At 64.9% G+C, this 17,742-nt stretch carries 15 protein-coding genes; 3 read left to right on the forward strand and 12 right to left on the reverse strand.

Features of this window, described 5'->3' with window-relative positions; translation table 11 throughout:
- Positions 1-219: 219 nt before the first annotated feature.
- A complete protein-coding gene (locus tag KDW55_RS10155; RefSeq protein WP_212160799.1) occupies positions 220-1,290 on the reverse strand; it encodes an alkene reductase in 1,071 nt (356 codons plus the stop codon).
- Positions 1,291-2,065: 775 nt separating this feature from the next.
- On the opposite strand from KDW55_RS10155, the gene KDW55_RS10160 reads away from it, so the two are divergent.
- From KDW55_RS10160 to KDW55_RS10170, 3 genes are all read left to right on the forward strand, one after another.
- Positions 2,066-3,880, forward strand: coding sequence for a pentapeptide repeat-containing protein (locus KDW55_RS10160; protein WP_069242067.1), 1,815 nt, complete (start codon positions 2,066-2,068; stop codon positions 3,878-3,880).
- An 82-nt stretch (positions 3,881-3,962) separates the two neighbouring features.
- Positions 3,963-7,139, forward strand: coding sequence for a hypothetical protein (locus KDW55_RS10165; RefSeq protein WP_212160746.1), 3,177 nt, complete (start codon positions 3,963-3,965; stop codon positions 7,137-7,139).
- A gap of 48 nt (positions 7,140-7,187) precedes the next feature.
- Positions 7,188-8,198 carry a lipase gene (locus KDW55_RS10170; RefSeq protein ID WP_212160745.1) on the forward strand — a complete coding sequence of 337 codons (1,011 nt, stop codon included), beginning with the start codon at positions 7,188-7,190 and terminating at the stop codon, positions 8,196-8,198.
- Positions 8,199-8,328: 130 nt separating this feature from the next.
- Here KDW55_RS10170 and KDW55_RS10175 read toward each other — a convergent pair whose 3' ends face one another.
- The 11 genes from KDW55_RS10175 to KDW55_RS10220 all read right to left on the reverse strand — a co-directional run bounded on the left by KDW55_RS10175 (position 8,329) and on the right by KDW55_RS10220 (position 17,742).
- On the reverse strand, positions 8,329-8,490 hold the full coding sequence (locus KDW55_RS10175; protein WP_156432141.1) for a hypothetical protein: 162 nt from the start codon (positions 8,488-8,490) through the stop codon (positions 8,329-8,331).
- Positions 8,491-8,722: 232 nt separating this feature from the next.
- Positions 8,723-9,130 carry a VOC family protein gene (locus tag KDW55_RS10180; protein ID WP_174554682.1) on the reverse strand — a complete coding sequence of 136 codons (408 nt, stop codon included), beginning with the start codon at positions 9,128-9,130 and terminating at the stop codon, positions 8,723-8,725.
- A 397-nt stretch (positions 9,131-9,527) separates the two neighbouring features.
- Positions 9,528-10,769 carry a hypothetical protein gene (locus KDW55_RS10185; RefSeq protein ID WP_083253028.1) on the reverse strand — a complete coding sequence of 414 codons (1,242 nt, stop codon included), beginning with the start codon at positions 10,767-10,769 and terminating at the stop codon, positions 9,528-9,530.
- A gap of 30 nt (positions 10,770-10,799) precedes the next feature.
- Complete coding sequence (locus KDW55_RS10190) at positions 10,800-11,435, reverse strand: LysE family translocator (protein WP_038570140.1); 636 nt, start codon at positions 11,433-11,435, stop codon at positions 10,800-10,802.
- A gap of 53 nt (positions 11,436-11,488) precedes the next feature.
- Positions 11,489-12,088 (reverse strand): formyltransferase family protein, encoded by a 600-nt coding sequence (locus tag KDW55_RS10195; protein WP_038570137.1) that lies wholly within the window; start codon positions 12,086-12,088, stop codon positions 11,489-11,491.
- A 33-nt stretch (positions 12,089-12,121) separates the two neighbouring features.
- A complete protein-coding gene (locus tag KDW55_RS10200) occupies positions 12,122-13,351 on the reverse strand; it encodes an amidohydrolase family protein (RefSeq protein WP_212160743.1) in 1,230 nt (409 codons plus the stop codon).
- On the reverse strand, positions 13,348-13,587 hold the full coding sequence (locus KDW55_RS10205) for a hypothetical protein (protein ID WP_144245293.1): 240 nt from the start codon (positions 13,585-13,587) through the stop codon (positions 13,348-13,350). Before KDW55_RS10205 ends, KDW55_RS10200 begins: the two co-directional genes overlap by 4 nt.
- 47 nt (positions 13,588-13,634) lie before the next feature.
- The gene (locus KDW55_RS10210) at positions 13,635-14,966 is read right to left on the reverse strand and encodes an aspartate aminotransferase family protein (RefSeq protein ID WP_059545122.1); all 1,332 of its coding nucleotides are present in this window, start codon (positions 14,964-14,966) and stop codon (positions 13,635-13,637) included.
- 25 nt (positions 14,967-14,991) lie between these two features.
- Positions 14,992-15,126, reverse strand: coding sequence for a hypothetical protein (locus KDW55_RS29615; RefSeq protein ID WP_257785759.1), 135 nt, complete (start codon positions 15,124-15,126; stop codon positions 14,992-14,994).
- A 21-nt stretch (positions 15,127-15,147) separates the two neighbouring features.
- On the reverse strand, positions 15,148-16,989 hold the full coding sequence (locus KDW55_RS10215) for a carbamoyltransferase (RefSeq protein ID WP_038570125.1): 1,842 nt from the start codon (positions 16,987-16,989) through the stop codon (positions 15,148-15,150).
- 72 nt (positions 16,990-17,061) lie between these two features.
- Positions 17,062-17,742, reverse strand: coding sequence for a LysE family translocator (locus KDW55_RS10220; protein WP_212160742.1), 681 nt, complete (start codon positions 17,740-17,742; stop codon positions 17,062-17,064).

Here is a 17,742-nt window from a genome sequence, read left to right on the forward strand (position 1 = left end):
ATCGCGCCGTTCGAATACACGGGCTGACCGAACTGTTCGCCCGTGAACACCGCCACTTTTGCGCCACCCGCCCGTCGCTGCGAGCGTGTGCATACTCGCGCCAAGCCCATGAACGGAAAGAGTTCCTCCGGAGCGGAACCGTGCAAACGTAACGCACGGAAGTGACTTCTCCGGTCCGCGCGATTCCGGCGGACAATGGTGGTCGACATGGCGTCACCCTCAAATATCGGCAGCCGTGCTCAGAGCCGGATAATCGATATAGCCCTGCGCTCCCGGCGTGTAGAACGTGTTCTTGTCCGGTGCATTAAGCGGTGCGCCTCGACGAAACCGCTCCGGCAGATCCGGGTTAGCGAGAAACGCGCTACCGAACACTGCGGCGTCCGCGCGCCCCTCGGCCAGCAGGGATTCAGCGGCGGCCTGATCAAGCCCGCCCCCAACCAGATAAGCGCCATCGAAACGCGGTCGTAGCAGCGCGTGGTAGTCGGCCTTCGCGCCAAACAGCGCGACGTGCAGATACGCGAGATCGAAATCGCGCAGGTGTTCCACGAGATATGCGTAGGTTTCCTGCGGCGTGGCGTCCGAGACGTCGTTGAAGTTCATCTCCGGCGAGATCTTGATCCCGACGCGGTCGCCGCCCGCTTCCGCCACCATCGCTTCCAGAACTTCGAGAGTGAAGCGAGCACGGTTCGCGATTGATCCGCCGTATTCATCTTCACGCTGATTGCTTCCCGACGAGAGGAACTGTTCAGGCAAATAGCCGGAGGCGGCATGCAGTTCGACGCCGTCGAAGCCGGCTTCGAGCGCGCGACGCGTCGCCGAACGGTAATCGGCCACGACTCCGGCGATTTCATCAGTGCGCAGTGCTCGCGGCGTCACGAACGCTTCCATGCCGTTGCCGGTCCAGGTCTGCCCCGCCGGCTTGATGGCCGACGGTGCGACAGGCAACGCGCCAGCCGGTTGCAGCGACGGGTGAGAGATCCGCCCACTGTGCATCAGTTGCATGTAGATGCGCCCTCCTCGTGCATGTACCGCGTCGGCGACCCGCTTCCATGCTGCGACTTGCGCATCGCTGTGAATCCCCGGGGTACGCACATAGCCTTTGCCGGCCGCCGACGGGAATACGCCTTCCGTGATGATGAGGCCCGCGCTGCTGCGCTGCGCGTAGTAGGTCGCGACAATGTCGTCCGGTACGCCTGCGTCGTCGGCCCGCGAGCGGGTCATCGGGGCCATGACCATACGGTTCGAAAGAGGCAGGTTGCCGATGCGAACTGGCGTGAAAAGCCGACTCATGTTGCGCTCCTGGGTGATGTGCATCGTTGGAAGCGCCCATCATCCGGCAAACCATCATCAGGATAAAGATGACAAAATGGAAATGATTGCGCCAATAATGGATCAATCGGACAAGACCTTGTCCCTTCGTAAAGCCGAGGTCCGCCACAGCTTTGCAAGCCGGCGATCGTCGGCGAGATAGTTTGCGGAAATGTATCCGGCCTCTCGCGAGTCAGCCGCTTTTGGCGGCAAGCCAAAAACGACCGCGCTCCGTGTGCGAAGGACTCGCTTTCGTCGCGCCTTCCATTTTATTGAACGATTAATTCGATAATATCGACAAGCGGCTTCTTGTTCGTGGCACCAGTGCGTGCGAGAAACGAGCGGATCGATATCGCCTCACATTTTCCGACCCGATATTTTTCAGTCCCGTGAACATTCATTTGAGATGGGTAAAAGTGCCCCGCTCCACGCACCGGAGTGAAACGACCAACCGACGCATGTCGGGCGGGCTTCCGACATGACATGTTCATACCCGATTTCCATCGATTGCACCGGAGACTTTCATTCGCCCCTTTTATCGGAATTAATCTTCTCGAAATTTTTTCGTGACGGCCTGCCTCCCTGTCAGTTAATACAGGTGACGATTAAATCTCTGTAGGCTACTGTTATAAACGAATAAAAATAGCAGATGCACGGAGTGCCCCCTGAGTGCCGGGCTACCGACCATTCGTTGATGGGATGGAAATCGAGGCTCCAGATTCATCCCCATTTCGTAAAAACAGACGAGGAAACTGAAATGGTCGACCCGAACTCCGTCAAATCGTACATCGGCTGCTTCAGCCTCTATCAGACCATCAATCTGTTCGGGTTCACCTACTACTGGATCGTATGCCGCCAGAATGATGCGCTGATGTGCCAGCAAATCGACCAGGATGGCATCAGGAAAGCGACCGTTTTCGCTTTCTACCTGGGGGATACGTTCACCCCCGCTCCTCCTTTCAACAACCACACGCATACCGCGCTTCAGGTTCAGTCGATGGTCGACGGGAAGTGGCTGGCCTGTGACGGCACCTTATGGGATGTCACCCACAACGGCTCCGCCAATACCGTGCTCGCGTCTCCAGACACGCCTCCGACGCTTTGTCTGGCGAGCAACAGCCCGTACGGCATCCCGCCGGCAACGAATGCGCTGTGGATGGAATTCATCGAGAACGGGGCGGTGGGCGGCGTGCTGTCGATGAACAGCGTGCAAAACGTGGTCAATTGGCAGGACCCGACGCTCGCCGCGTTAGGGGCGAACCCGTCCCTCGCCATCACCGCATATCAAGTGCTTCCCGGTGCGTCGGACCTCAATAAAGGTTCGCACGATCGAGTCGACTTCCGGTATATCTTCCTGAAAAACGCGGTTTTCACCGAGGCCCGGGTGACGAACTGCGACCTCAGCAACGTCACGTTCTCAGGCGTCGCGGACTTCTCGGGCGCCGTACTGGACGGCAGCAACTTCTCGGGCCGCATGCTCGATTCCGCGAGCTTTCGCAACGCGTCGCTGAAGAACGTCGACTTGAGCGGAGCCAGCCTGAAAGGGTGCGACTTCGCGGGCGCCGTGCTCGACAACTGCAATCTCGAAGGCGCCAACCTGACCGGCGCCGACCTTTCCCTGGCGACCCTCGCGGATCCAACCCGGCCCGTCCTCATCACGCGATCTGCGCAAAACCGCACCGTCTTGACGAACGCACGCGTGAACAAGGTCCTCACGCACGCACTCAACGGCGAAGAGGACGACATCTACGACTGGAGCTACGCGCAGATGGACGGCGCGGCGTTCATGACGCCCGACGCCGACAACCCGGGCAAGGCAATCGTGGACGGGCAACTCGATGGCCTCGTCGCGCAGTATGCCGTTCTGACCGGCGTGCAGTTCTCGGTCGCGAACCCGTTGAGCATGCGTTACGCCGACCTGTCCTTCGCCCAACTGGGCGGGGCCGCGCTAGTGAACGCGAACCTGGAGGACGCCAAGTTCGACAGCGCCACCTTTTCGACGTCGGACGGCAAGCGCCGCTGCAACCTGACCAGCGCGATCCTGATGAATGCCACGTTCGGCAGCGCGGATCTGTCATACGCACTGATGCCGTATTGCTACTTGTACGGAAACAAAGTGACGCTGGCCGACGCAACCATCATGCAGACCGACTTCAGCGGTGCGTATCTCGTTGCAGCCGATTTCTCTGGACTTCGCGGGAAGAACGCGGCGGGCGTCACCTTCGACGGCGCCTGCCTCGTGAACGCCAATTTCTCAGGTACCGATCTGTCGACGGTGGATCAGCAACGCGCGAACTCGTTCGCGAAGGCTTGCCTCCAGGGCGCGAACTTCACGAGCACGAAGTCGGAGGGTGTGAATTTTGCGGGAGCCGCCGTGAGCACGGGTGATGGTACGTTGACTGTCCAGGGCGGTCGAGAGGACGGCCACCAGATCGATTACTCGGCGACGCTGACGCCGACCGACACCGCCGGGGCGACGTGCCCGAGCGGCCAGACGGGACCCTGCACCGGCGCGATGTGGAGCGCCAACGGCGCACCCATGAACGAATGGCACTACGGCGACAACACGTGATCGTGGGCGTCCCGTGTCGATGTTGACGCGCTTGTCGCGCACCGCGGTTCACAGGAAAAGAACGATTAATTAGGACAACGACATGTCATTCAACCCGAATGCGGAAAAACTCCCCGGACCGACTGAAACGCGCACGCTGCATTTCAACCTCGGGCATTGCAGGAACCCCGACGACGTGCTCGTTCATGCGAACCTGCGACAGTATCCGCTCAGGCGTCACACGGCGGAGACCCTCGCCCGGGCCATTCAGTGCACGCCGTTCCTGAAGCTGCTGCCGCAGGCACACGTCACGCATTACATCGACGATCTCCCCGTTCCGTCGAATCGCCCGGCACTGGTTACGGTGTCCATGGGAGCCGGCGACGGCGCACCCCGCAAGACTGTCGCCATGTACCTGCACATACCCAAGGCCGGACGGGCGGCCGCGCGTGACGAGATGAAGAGGCGCGGCAAGGACGTGCTCGCCGCGGCTTGCTACAAGCTCGAGAGGTACGGCGTCACGTCGGACGATCTCAAGCCCTTGGTCCTGGACGGGGATTTTCCGGATCACGTGGACAGTTACAGCGATGCGCTGGAGGCGGCGGTCGCCGTGCTTTTCCACCATCCGAGCCTCTTGAATCTGAGCAGCGACAACGGCGGCGCCATCCCCGCTTACATCAAGGAAAACTGCATCAAAGCAGCGATCAGGCACGACGGCGGTACCCTGGCAGATGCAATCCTGGACGCCGGCGACGACTGGCAAAAAAAGGTTCCGCTCGTCGACTGGAACAACGAACAGGTGTACGACGGTAACAAACCGCTCTACACGGCCAAGCTAGACAGGGGCGTGAATGAGGCGGTGTCGGGCACGCTGCCCCGGGCGATCCTGCTGTCGAGACAGGACGAATATTTGCGCGGCGCGCTGTGGAAGGTGCTCGATGGCGTCGTGTCGAGCGAATATCAGGGGACGGCCGGCGCCAGCGCGGTGCAGCGGCGCGCCCGGCAACGCGACCAGAACTCGCAGTGGCAACTGAAGAACCTCACGCCTGGCCTCGGTGTCGTGGTCGATCCCGCCAGCGTGACCTACGACGGCGGCAACATGTCGGTGACGGTGGAAAACCAGTGGCTCAGGCACCTCGGCGCCTACATCGAGTTCCTGGATGCCGGCGGTGCGCCGGTCGCTCCGCCGGATTCATGGCCGGCGTCCTGGGTTCCGAGTCTCTTCAGCGGAACCGCCACGACGAAGTACCTCGATCGGGTCGGGCCCATCGACGAGATCGCCGGCATTCCCATCGACGTCACGGACATGACGCTGACGTTCCCCGTGCCGGATGCCGCTAGCGCGGTGAACGTCCATCTCGCGGGGCTCGGCGTGTTCGGCCCCGGGCATACTGACCGGCACATTTGCCTCCTCGGCATCTTCATGACGGCGACGTTCGAGATGGCGGTGCCCATGATCGCGCTCGTCGCAGGCGCGGCCGTCATGAAGACCAAATTCGTCACCAGCCTCCTGGAGGACAACAAGCTCTACGTCGGCATCCTGGGCGTCCTGGCGACGATCGATGCCGCGCTCATCGACTATGCGTTGACGGGCGGCGTCAAGGAGGTCCTCCTCAAGCTCGCCAACATCATCACCCCCTTGCTATGGAAGACGGGCATGAAGACGGTGTTGCTGGAGTTTATCGCGCAAGGGGCGCTGGAGGAGGCGGTCCCGTTCGTGGACATCGCGCTGGAAGCGACCAACGCGGTAGTGACCGCAGCCGAGGTCGGTCAGACGGTGATCGAGGTGCTCGAGGCCGCGCCGGTTTATACGTCGACGGTGACCCGGACGATCGATCTAGACATCACGCTCGTCCCGGATTCGCAATTTCATTACTTCCCGATGCAAGCGACGCACTACGCGGTCACTGTGGCCTACGACAGTCAGGTCACGGTTCCTGCGAAGACGTTTTCGCTGTCGGAGGGGACGAACAACGATCCCATCCCTGTCCGCTTCACGGGCATCCCGGGCGGCGGCAAGCTGAAGGTGACCGCGATTTTCTATGCCGACAACGGATGGGTCGCGGGAAAGGGTGTCACCGACTGGACGCCCGCGCTGGGCACGAATGGCAGCACGCTCGTGATTCCGGGCCTCGAGATCAAGAACAACGCACCGCCGCTCACCACGAGCTCGGTGTATGAGCACGTGGAGAAACTCGCCTACGAAGGGGGCGCACATGTGTGGGACAAGGGGGCGCCGCCTCCGACCGCCACGCTGCGCACGTCCGGTTCCGATCTCGTCAGCCTGACAGGCATTACGCTGGCGCAGGCGCCCGCATCGATCGGATACGGATGGCAGGCCTCTAACCTGAACATTCCGGAGAACCTGTCGACCAATGCCAAATCGATCGACCCGATGTACACAGTGCAGAACGTGTCGCTTCTCGCGCCGCCGGAGCAGGCCTATCAGCCGCTCGACGTCGGCTACAACGAGAAATCGGGCATCTGCTACGACCTGCTGAGCAAGGCGGACGGCTTCGCGAGGAACCTCTTCCTCGACAGCTATCCGGTTGCCGCCGGCAGCAAGTCCGGCGCACCGTCGTACGTTCATCTCCGCAAGGTCACGTTGAGCTATGACGACGGTGCGAAATGCGCGCCCATTCACTCGGGGACGGGGCAGAGCTATGGCCGGTTCCCGTCGGGTATCCCGCTGGACGATTTCGTGCTGCACCCGCAAGGCTATGTGTTCGCGATCAGCGCCGCACGGAGCAAGCTGCTGCGATGCGAGTTGTCGAGCGAAGCCGTCGCGGACGCGGAGGCTCCCGATGCGTGCCTGCTTTCCGGCAAGGGCGAACGAGAGGGCCTGATGTCGGGACCGGTCGCGATCGCGATCGGCCTGGACGGCGTCGTAATGGTGCTGGAGGCCGTCAACGCCCGCGTGCAGGCGTTCGACATCCACGGCAACCCGGTCAAGTATTTCCAGGACAAGACCTCGTCGACATTGCCGCTCACGGTGCAAGGTCGCGGCCAGTCGACCTACCTCGATCTCGACGTCGAGGCCAAGGGTTATGTCTACGTGCTGTCCTATACCGGCGACGGCAGTTCGCCGGACGACTACTACATGGATATCTACACGCCGAAGGGAGATCTGCTGGTGTCGACGCAAGGCGTCGCATCGGGCAGGCTCGCGGTGAGTCTGGACCGAAACGTGTATGCGCTGAACTACGAGCTGATCCACGCCGCGGACGGGAGACCGGAGCCTTCGATCAGCCATTGGATGCCGCCGGCGCCGCCGGCGTAATTGCCGCACGGGAAGTGGAAGTTTCAATTCACCAACAGAGGACCAATCATGCCGAATGCCAGCCTCGAGCAAGCCCAGACCAATCTCACGCTAGCCTACATTGTCAACTATTCGGCCACCGACTATTCGTCGGGCAAGGAAATTCGCAATCCAACTGCGGCGCAGGTGAGTCAGAACATCAGGAATGGCCTGAGCTACTCCAGGATGACCCAGAACAAGCAGTTCAATATCGTCTGGGGGCCGGCCGTGCTTCGGGACCCCGATCCCGACGGTTACGCGGCCAACATCACCGTCGTACTGAAATCGGCAGTCACGGGCCAGTACTCAGTGGTGACCAGCGGCACTGATTTCCAGTCTCCCGCCGACCTTCTCGAGGACAACCTGTACGAAACGCTTGTGTCGTTCCAGAAGTACGTGCCCTCGTGTAATGCGTCGGCGGGCATATCGGCCGGAACGGATATCGGACTCTCGTCGGTCATCCTGACTACCGACTCAAACGGCGTGACGCTCGTCGATTTTCTCAAGACGGTGCCGGCGTCGAGCACGATCAGCGTGGTCGGGCACAGCCTGGGCGGAGCCCTGGCATCCGCGCTGGTCCTGTATCTGAAGAATCAGCGTCACTTGCAGGCGCTGACGTTGAAATACACGTGCGAGACATTTGCGGCGCCGACGGCTGGCAACGATCTCTTTGCCGGTTACTTTGACGCGCAAATGAAAACCGATGCGGTACGCGTGTGGAATACGTGCGACATCGTGCCGATGGCATGGAACACGAATACCATCGATGCCGTGAAAACCGTCTATGGCTCGGTTGCCCCGCCGAGTGACGCCATCAAGGTGCTCATCGACGCGATCATGCTTACCTCGGCGCCGCTGAATTACAGACAATGGGGCAACTACGGCTCCGTGCAAAACAAGCTCGACGGCACGGTTGTCGGCAATATCACGGACTTCTTCGAACAGGCCGGCTTTCAGCACATCCTGGGATACATCTTTCTTCTTGGGCTCGGTTTGGGCGACATCCATATGCCCCCGCCGCCGCCCACCGCGGACAACTGATGTATCGGATTTCCGCTCGATAGTCACAAAGGGACAATGCCGCCAATCTGGATCGTCAGCATTGGCCACAAACACGACGAACCCGGCTGAAGCCGGGTTCGCATGCCTGCGCGTGACACTCAATCGCGGTTCAACCGCCGCGCGGAACCCACCAGCAAACACCGCCGTAACACTCCATCGTCATACACTGGTCCGAATTGCACTCGAATTCTTCGGCGGACACCGGCATCGCGAACCCCGCCAGCACAGCCACCGCCAAGCTGCTCAGCACTGCCCTCTTGATGTGACGCATGACGCGCTCCTTGTTGGTTTGTTGTGCGGCCCTCCTCTGTGCCGAACCGGCTCGATCATCAACGAGGAAAGCCATTTGCAAGAATAGACGCCACGCGGCGCGCGTCAAGCGACGGCGCGCGGCAGAGGAAGCAGCACCGGTTCGCACAGGCGCGCGCCAGCCGCGCAAGCCGCGTGCACCCGCTCCCCTCCACTCCGTCGGCGCGGGATGAACCGACATCCAAACACGTACGTCAGTCGTCGAACGTACCGCGATACTCGGGCGCTGCATCGGCACGCGTATTCAGTTCGAACATCACGCCGCCCGGCGCGCGGCAAAAGAAGCGCGAACCCCTTCCGTTGTTGAATATCTCCGTCTCCATCGCGACGCCCTCCGCGCTGAAGCGCTCGAACAATGCGCGAACGGCGTCGAGACTCGGCAGTTCGAAGCCCACGTGGAAATTCGTCGGCCATGCTGGAATGCTGTCCCCGACGTGATCGATCACGACGTCGAAGCCCGGACGCTTGAGAATCCAGGATTTGTCCCAGCTTCCAGCGATCGTGAAGCCGAGATACCGCTCGAAGAATCGGGCCGTCGCAAGCGTATCGGCCGAGGGGAAACTGAGGTGATTGAGCTTCATCGTTTCTGTGATGCGAGTCATCTTCGTCTTCTCCGTCATCGATGATTCGGCGGATGCACGATGCCGTTCCGCCCGACCTGTTCAGCATATCGGTCGCGGTTCACCGTCGACAATTCGCATTGCAAGCGGGCTTGGAACTCACCAAAAACCGCGTGAAATCGCGCTGCGGCGAGCCGCAGGCCATCCCTGCGCGGCCCGCTATTCGCATTCGGCGTGCGTTCGCGCCGGCCGTGCCGAACACGCTCGACCGCGTCGGTCGATCGCAACGAGCGAAAGCTCGACGCTTAGCCACGAGCGTGCGAACGATCGCGGGTCGTCCAGATACGTGCGCGGTCTGCGAGAGGCGTCGCCCCGCCCGGAAGAAGCGCGATCGAACGCCGGCCGCTGCGACGACACGCGCGCCCCGGCACCTCTGCTGTCATTGCCCCACCGGGAACTGCCGGCACAGCTCGCGCACCTCGCCGCGAGCGCGCTCGACGATCTCGCCGCGCTGCGGCGCGTCCAGCAGGTCCGCGATCAGATGCCCGACGTGAGCGGAGTCGCCGGTCGTCAGCCCGCGCGCGGTCAGCGCCGCGACGCCGACACCGATGCCTGCTTCGACGATCCGGTCTTCGTCGGGACGATAGAGGCGATAACGGTCGGCGAGCACGTGTGCGGCCGCGAGCCGCTCGAGCGCAGCGGCCGCGCTGCCCGGCGGGCCGAGGTCGCCGACGACGATTTGCCCGGACTCGCGGGAATCGGTCGTGAAGCCGCGTTCGACGAGCGCCGCCGACATCGCGCCGACGTTGTCGAGCATCTGCCGCTGATACTTGCGAAACGGTTCGTTGAATGCCTCGTGCAGCGCAACGGCTTTCGCCGCAAGCGCGACGAGATCGCCGCTTCCGGCGACGAGCGCGCGCTCGACGTGCGCATCGAAGCGCGCCCGGGCCAGTACGAGCCCGCCGCGCGGCCCGCGCAGCGTCCCGTTCGTCGCCATCGACACGAAATCGGCGTACGGCACCGGCGACTGCAGGATCCCGGCCGCGATGGGCCCCGCGAAGTGCGCGAGGTCGGCCGCGAAATACGCGCCCGCACGATGCGTGACGACGGCAAGCGGCGCCCAGTCGTCGGGCGCCCAGTCGGCCGTCACGGTAACGCGAACCATCTGCGGGACACACTGCGGCGCGGCGCCTCGCAGGTGCCACGCGAGTGCGTCGCAATCGACGTGTCCGTGTCTGTCGCCGATCCAGCAGCCGGCCACCGGATCGAGGTGCCCGAGCGCGTTCACACGGGAGAGCCGCAGCGTCGGCCGCCCCAGCGACGCCGACAGGTCGAGCACCGCGTCGCCGCAGTGCAGTGCCGCATGCTGTACCACGGCGCCCGCCTGCGAGCCGGACGTCGGCAGCGCATTCGCATACTCGGCGCCGAACAGCCGGCACGCGCGCCGCGCGGCAACCTGATGCACCGTGTCGACGACGGAGCGCGGGTTATCCGCGTCGCCGGTATCGGCCGGTGTCGCGCGCCACGCGAGCGAGCCGTTCGCGGCGACGAACTGCGCTTCGAACACGGCGTCGCTCAGGTAATTGAGCGCGATCTCCAGATGCAGGCAGTTATCCTGGCGCATGCGTTCGCGCCATAGCTGAAAAGCGATCGTCGGATCGCTGCTCTGAAGACGCCTCACGCGCCGCTCCGCGCCGTATGTTCGCTGGCGCTACGCGAGCGAGCGGATGAAGCCCGCCGCGAGCACGCAGTAGAACAGCCCGCAAAAAAGCCCGAACGGCTTGCGCGTGCGCGTGAAGAACGGCGCGGCCGAGTGCGACGAGAACGCGAGCGCATACGTCGTAAACACGATGAACCCCAGCAGCGCGCAACCGGCGACGAGCACGAAGCTCGTCCACGCCGGCGAGTTCGCCGACAGCCCGAGCGTCGTCACGGTCAGCCACGTGAGAATCGCCTTCGGGTTCGTAAGGTGGATGCCGAGCCCCTGCAGGTAGAACACCGGCAGGCTGCCGCGACGCGCCTGCGTACCCGCCTTCAGCGGATCGCGCGACGAGTACGCGGTGCGGATCGCCTTGTACGCGAGCCACACCAGATAGAGTGCGCCGAGGATCTTGAGCCACGTGAGCAGCGGCCGGTACGACAGCAGCATCGCCGACACGCCCGCCGCCGCGGTCACGCCCCAGCACAGCGAGCCGGAGATCACGCCCGCCGCCATCGCGAGGCCGGGCGCGCGTCCGTAGTTGAGCGACGCGTTCGCGATCGACAGGTTGCCCGGGCCGGGCGTCGCCGTGCCGATCAGGTAGACGGCGAATGCGACGCCGAAGTTGGAGAAGTGCGCGAAGTTCATTGGATATCCTCTGCCGGTGTGACGCGCGACGCTACCGCCGCGCGCCGCGATGCTCATCTGAAACAACGGTGATCGGGTTCTTCCTGCCGGATCTTGTCCATCCAGCCCTGCAGTTCGTGCTGCCGGTACAGGCGTTCGCCCCAACGCTCGGTCGACTGCGGCAGCGCCCGTCCCGGCACGATGTAGTCGGTGACGAGCTCGATGAACTGCTGCAGGCAGTACGCACCCACGTGCAGACGAAGCGACGACGCGGTCTCTGCCGGCGCGATGTTGAAGCGCGCGACGTTGATGATCTGTCCGCTGTCCACGGACGGTGCAAGGTGATGACAGGTCGAGCCGTAAGTCTCGTCGCCGTAGTAGATCGCGTAGTGCTGGCTGCCGAGCCCCCGATATTTCGGCGGCGCCGGATGAAAATTGATCGCACCCTTGCGAGCCCGCGAGTAAATCTCCTTCGGGAAGATGAAGTCGCCGCGGTACGAGATGATCCAGTCGCCTTCCCAGTCGCGCAGGTGGTGCGGATACGGATCGCCGGGATCCCAGTAGAACACCTCGACGTTCGAAAACACCGTCTTCGCAAATTCGACGCCCAGGTCGCACCAGTTCATCGTGCAGACCGACAGCAGGACCTTGTCCCGGCACGGTTCGTTCGACATCGGACAGCCTCCGTCACGTTGGAAAAAAGACGATCAGCGCGCAAAGCGGATCGCGACATCGCCGGCCGCCGGCCCGCCGTGCACATGGGCAGCGGCCGGCGGCGCACCGAGCACCCATTCGCCGTCGACGAGCACGGCGGCCGGCCGCGCGTGCGCGACCAGCTCGAGAAACGCCGCAGCGTCGAATGCGGCCGGGCGTTCGCGCACGGCTGGCGGCCGCTCGTACAACAGCAGGTCGGCGCAGTGTCCGGCCGCGACGCGGCCTGCATTGGCCAGCCCGAGCGCACGGGCGCCCTTCCACGTCAGGCTGTCGACGAGCCCCGCCGCCGCATCCCGCGCACGCCACGCGGACGATGCAGCGCTGCGTTCGCGGCGGCGCGCGTCGAGCCACGCGTCGAAGCCAGCGTCGGCGGCGGGCCATGCAAGCACGGCGGCGTCCGCACCCTGGGCGGGCGTTGCGCCGACGACGTGCGCGCCGCTCGCGCGCAACACGCTGCGTTCGTGACTGCCGAGCGGCGCCGTCGGATACGCGAGCACGTGCGAATCGAGCGCATCGAGGCTGCGCAGCAGCGCAACTCCGGAGCAGCCGTACGCGTCGCGGAATTGCGCCGCGTATTCGCCGCCGCTGTCGATACGCACCGCAAAGCGGCTGCCGCGCCGGCGAGCCGCCTCGTGCAATGCAAGCACGAGACGCGGCGACGCCGCGAGCTGCGAGCCGATCGCCGGCGCAACGACGACGCGCGCGCCGGCCGCGTCGGCAGCGTGCAGCGCGCGTGCGTATTCGAGCATGCAACCGTCGATACTGCGAATCGGCGGGCCGTTGCCGGGACCGACCCAGCGGTCCGCAACGGTCGTGAACAGCACGACTCGGCCGCCGGCGTGCTGCGCACGTGCGACGTCGCTCACGGCGTCCGCGGTCAAGCAGCCGGCCAGCGTGACGCCGCGTGCCAGCGACTGCGGCAGCGCGTCGCCGCACGGCACGTCAGCGCTCGCGTCGCCCGTCGTGGGGAACATCGCGGCCAGCCCCGGTGCGCACAGCAGCCCGCTCGCGTCGATCCGCCGGGTCGCGCGCGACGCGCGCGCCGGCACGACGGCGACGATCTCGCCGCCAGCGATCTCGACATCCGCCTGTCGCAACACGTGCGCGCGGCTGTCGAACACGAGCGCATTCACGAGTGCCCACGTGTCGTCATCGCGCGGCGCGGGCGCGACGATCGGCAACGTGCGGCCCGGCGTCATGACCATCGGTTCGGCGTGCATCATGCGTCCTCCGTTGCGGCGACCGTCAGCAACCCGCGCAGCCTCCGCGCGCCGTCGTCGCCCCGCGCGAGCAGGTCGACGACGCGCGGCAGCACGTCGCGCATCCGCCGTGCGCCGTGCGCCGGATAGCACACGTAGCAGCGGCGGTCCGAGTAGAACAGGTAGCCGTGCGACGGCAGCCGCTCGAAATCCGCACGCTCCAGCACCCAGCCGTCCAGTTCATCCGCTTGCAGTTTCATCGCGTCGTCTCCCGTTCGGCGCGCGAATGGTCCGTGCAGGCCGCGCGTCATGCCGGTTGCGCGACCGCGCACGCTTGCACGACCGCCGCGAAGCGCTCGACCATCTCGTCGATGTCGCGCTCGGTCGCGATGAACGGCGGCGCGAACAGCACGTGATTGCCGCGCACGCCGTCGGCCGTACCGGAACCGGGGTAGATCAGCAGGCCGCGCTCGAGCGCCTCACGCTTGAGCCGCGCCGCGAACGCGCCGCCGCCGCTGAACGGCGCCTTCGTCGCGCGATCGTCGACGAACTCCACGCCGACGAACAGCCCCCTGCCACGCACGTCGCCGACGGTGTCGACGTCGGCAAGCCGCTCGCGCAGCCGTGCACGCAGTTGCTCGCCGCGCACGCGCACGGCGTCGAGCAGCCGCTCGTCCTCGATCGTGCGCTGCACTTCGAGCGCGATCGCGCATGCGAACGGATGATTCACATGCGTCTGGCCATTGCCCAGCACGCCGCTGCCGTGCGCGATCGCATCGTGAACCGCCGCGCTCGTCAGGACGGCCGCGATCGGCTGGTAGCCCGCCGCGAGCCCCTTGCCGACCGCGACGAGGTCCGGCACGATGCCGTCGTCGAGATACGCGAACAGCGGACCGGTGCGGCCCATGCCGGCCATCACCTCGTCGAGCAGCAGCAGCACGTCGTGCCGGTCGCAAACCTCGCGGATCTTCTTCAGGTAGCCGGGCACGGCCGGCACCGCGCCGTTCGTGGAACCGACCACCGTTTCCGCGACGAACGCGCAGACGTTGTCCGCGCCGAGCGCGCGGATCCGGTCGTCGAGTTCCTGAGCGAGCCGCGTCGCGTATGCGTCATCGGTCTCGCCCGCGCGCTGGTCGCGGTACGCATAGCACGGCGACACGAATTCGGCCGGCGGCAATAGCGGCTCGAACACCGAGCGCCGCTGCGGATTGCCCGACACCGCAAGCGTGCCGAGCGTGCTGCCGTGATAGCCCTGACGGCGCGCGATGAAGGTCTGCTTCGACGCTTTGCCGCGTTCGCACTGGTACTGATATGCGATTTTCATCGCGAGCTCCATCACCTCCGAGCCGCCGGACAGGAACTGGGCCTTCGCGAGCCCGTTCGACGCCGCGACGAGCCGTTCGGCCAGCTCTTCGGCCGCGGGCGTCGTGAAGCTGCCCGCGTGCGCCCATGCGATGTTGCGCGCCTCGCGCTCCATCGCTGCGACGATCCGCGGATGCGCGTGGCCGAGGCTCGACACCGCGACGCCGCCGCAGGTGTCGAGATAGCGCTTGCCGGTGGCGTCCTCGATCCAGACGCCCGCACCGCCGGTTGCGACGATCGGCGCGGCATTCAGGTTCTTGTAGATGACTGCTGACATGTGCGTTCTTCCGTGACGTGCGTGATCAGGTGCGGTCCCACGACGTGGGCGCGCGGTGGAAACCCGGGCTGAAGCGGGAGTGGTTGCCGATCCGGCGCAACCACCCGATCGGCACGAGCACGAGCAGATACAACAGCAGGGACAGGGTCTTGAGCAGCATGATGATCTCCTTGGGCGGGCGTCAGTCGAGCGGAATCGCCTCGCGCCAGTCGGTTTCTTCCTCGAACGCGGGCTGGTCCGCGCGCACGAGCACGTGCGAGCCCAGCACCAGCACGTCCATCTCGGTGCGCATGAAGCACGCGTACGCCTCTTCCGGCCGGCATACGATCGGCTCGCCGCGCACGTTGAACGACGTGTTGACGAGCACCGGGCAGCCGGTGCGGCGTTTGAACGCGCGCAACAGCCGCGCGAACGCGGGATTGCTTTCGTCGGTGACCGTCTGCACGCGCGCCGACAAGTCCACGTGCGTGATCGCGGGCAGCGTCGAGCGCACGTCGTTGATGCTGCCGAGGCCGCGGTTCGGGCCGCCCGGGCGGCGCGACGCCTCGGTCTTGATCGAGTCCGCGACCTCGGACACGATCAGCATGTACGGGCTTTCCTCGCGGATGTCGAAGTAGCGCGTCGCATCCTCGAGCAGCACGGCCGGCGCGAACGGCCGGAACGACTCGCGGTACTTGATCTTCAGGTTCATCTTGCGCTGCATGGTCGTGTCGCGCGGGTCGCCGATGATCGATCGCGCACCGAGTGCGCGCGGCCCGAACTCCATGCGGTCCTGGAACCAGCCGACCACCGCGCCGTCCGCGAGGTGACGCGCGACTTCGTCGAACAGCGCTTCCCCTTCGAGACGCGTGTAGCGGTAGCCGCGCTCGTCGAGGAATGCGGCGATTTCGTCGTCGCCGAAACGCGGGCCGAGCAGCGCGCCGCTCATCGCATCCGCGCGTGCGGTGCCGACGTGCGGCCGGCCGTCGAGCTTCGCGGCGACGTCCATTGCCGCGCCGAGCGCGCAGCCGGCGTCGCCGGCGGCCGGCTGGATCCACAGTGCGTCGAATTCGCCCGAGCGGCTCAACACGCCGTTCGCGACGCAGTTGAGCGCGACGCCGCCTGCCAGACACAGGTTGCGTTCGCCGGCTTGCTCGACCGCCGCGCGCGCGAGCCCGAGCACCACTTCCTCGGTCACCTTCTGCACCGACGCCGCCAGATCGCAGTCGCGCTGCGAAATCGGGCTCTCGGGCCGGCGGATCGGCGCGCCGAACAGCTGCTCGAACGCTTCGCCGACCATCCGCTCGCCTTTCAGGTAGTCGAAGTAGTGCATGTTGAGCGTGAACGAGCCGTCGGCGCGGATATTGATCAGTTCGTCGCGGATCGTGTCCGCATAGATCGGGTTGCCGTACGGCGCGAGCCCCATCAGCTTGTATTCGCCGGAGTCGACCTTGAAGCCGCAGTAGTACGTGAACGCCGAGTAGAACAGTCCGACCGAATGCGGATACGAGATCGAGTTCAGCAGCCGCAGCGACGTGCCGTCGCCGCGCCACACGGTCGTCGAGTGCCATTCGCCGATGCCGTCGATGCACAGCACGGCTGCGCGCTCGAACGGCGACGGGAAGAATGCGGCGGCCGCGTGCGACCGGTGGTGCTGCGACGCGATCACCTTCGGTGCGTGCCCGAGACCGAGCTGCGCGATTTCGCGATCGACGTGCTCGAGCACACGGCGCTTCCAGCGCAGCCACTCGGGTATCGTGCGCGCGAACGCACGCGCGCCGCCCGTGCCGGCGCTCGCGAACGACGAAATGACGCGAGAGAACTTCTCCTTCGGATCCTCGTAGTAGACGATCGCCGTCAGGTCGTCGAGACGGATGCCTGCCTCGTCGAGGCAATAGCGGATCGCATTCGCCGGAAACGCGGGATCGTGCCGCACCCGCGTGAAGCGTTCCTCCTGGGCGGCTGCGATGGGCACGCCGTCCCGGATCAGCGCGGCCGCGCTGTCGTGATAAAACGCCGAGATGCCGAGTATGTGGTTGGCCATGTCGTAGTGACTTGTCGGTTGAACCGTTGATCGGTTGTTTGAATTGGAAATGCGCGGGCGCGGCGGGCAGCGCTACGACAGGCGGTCGTGCACGGCCGACACATGCCCGGCGACGGACCGGGCCGGCGTATGCGCGGCCGCGTCGCCGCGTCCCTGCGCGACGAGGCCGTGCAACGCCGGCACCAGCGAGACAACGAGCACCACGCTCATCGCGACGTTGAACGCGCGCAGCGCACCCGGCTTCGCCAGGTAGCGCCGCAGGAACGTTCCGAAGAACACCCACACGATCGAGCAAGGCGAACCGAACACGCAGAACAGCAGCGCGATCGCGAGCACGTCGAACGCATACGAGTGCGACGCCGACGCATAGGTCAGCACCGCGCCGACGGCCATCACCCACGCCTTCGGGTTCACCCACTGGAACAACGCCGCGGACATCACGCCGAGCGGCGCCGCCGATTGCGCGTTGAAGTCGACGGTCGGCGCAGTCGCGATGCGGTATGCGAGATACAGCATGTAGACGGCGCCGACGACCTGCAGCACGTCGTGCAGCGACGGATGGCGCCGGAACACTACGCCCGCGCCGAGGCCCACCGCGATCAGCATCAGCGGGAAGCCGACGTTGATTCCGATCACGTGGCGCATCGTGCGTGCGACGCCGAAGTTCACGCCCGACGACATCAGCATCACGTTGTTCGGACCGGGCGTCGCGCAGGTCGAGATCACGAACAGAATGATCGACAGGTAATCCAT

The organism is Burkholderia sp. AU19243, from assembly GCF_018148075.1.
Taxonomy (GTDB): domain Bacteria; phylum Pseudomonadota; class Gammaproteobacteria; order Burkholderiales; family Burkholderiaceae; genus Burkholderia; species Burkholderia latens_A.

Excerpts from the sequence above, each read along its gene's own strand:
- KDW55_RS10155 (WP_212160799.1), bottom strand. The coding sequence starts at position 1,290 with ATGAGTCGGCTTTTCACGCCAGTTCGCATCGGCAACCTGCCTCTTTCG.
- KDW55_RS10160 (WP_069242067.1), top strand. The coding sequence starts at position 2,066 with ATGGTCGACCCGAACTCCGTCAAATCGTACATCGGCTGCTTCAGCCTC.
- KDW55_RS10165 (WP_212160746.1), top strand. The coding sequence starts at position 3,963 with ATGTCATTCAACCCGAATGCGGAAAAACTCCCCGGACCGACTGAAACG.
- KDW55_RS10170 (WP_212160745.1), top strand. The coding sequence starts at position 7,188 with ATGCCGAATGCCAGCCTCGAGCAAGCCCAGACCAATCTCACGCTAGCC.
- KDW55_RS10175 (WP_156432141.1), bottom strand. The coding sequence starts at position 8,490 with ATGCGTCACATCAAGAGGGCAGTGCTGAGCAGCTTGGCGGTGGCTGTG.
- KDW55_RS10180 (WP_174554682.1), bottom strand. The coding sequence starts at position 9,130 with ATGACTCGCATCACAGAAACGATGAAGCTCAATCACCTCAGTTTCCCC.
- KDW55_RS10190 (WP_038570140.1), bottom strand. The coding sequence starts at position 11,435 with ATGAACTTCGCGCACTTCTCCAACTTCGGCGTCGCATTCGCCGTCTAC.
- KDW55_RS10195 (WP_038570137.1), bottom strand. The coding sequence starts at position 12,088 with ATGTCGAACGAACCGTGCCGGGACAAGGTCCTGCTGTCGGTCTGCACG.
- KDW55_RS10200 (WP_212160743.1), bottom strand. The coding sequence starts at position 13,351 with ATGATGCACGCCGAACCGATGGTCATGACGCCGGGCCGCACGTTGCCG.
- KDW55_RS10205 (WP_144245293.1), bottom strand. The coding sequence starts at position 13,587 with ATGAAACTGCAAGCGGATGAACTGGACGGCTGGGTGCTGGAGCGTGCG.
- KDW55_RS10210 (WP_059545122.1), bottom strand. The coding sequence starts at position 14,966 with ATGTCAGCAGTCATCTACAAGAACCTGAATGCCGCGCCGATCGTCGCA.
- KDW55_RS29615 (WP_257785759.1), bottom strand. The coding sequence starts at position 15,126 with ATGCTGCTCAAGACCCTGTCCCTGCTGTTGTATCTGCTCGTGCTCGTG.
- KDW55_RS10215 (WP_038570125.1), bottom strand. The coding sequence starts at position 16,989 with ATGGCCAACCACATACTCGGCATCTCGGCGTTTTATCACGACAGCGCG.
- KDW55_RS10220 (WP_212160742.1), bottom strand. The coding sequence starts at position 17,742 with ATGGATTACCTGTCGATCATTCTGTTCGTGATCTCGACCTGCGCGACG.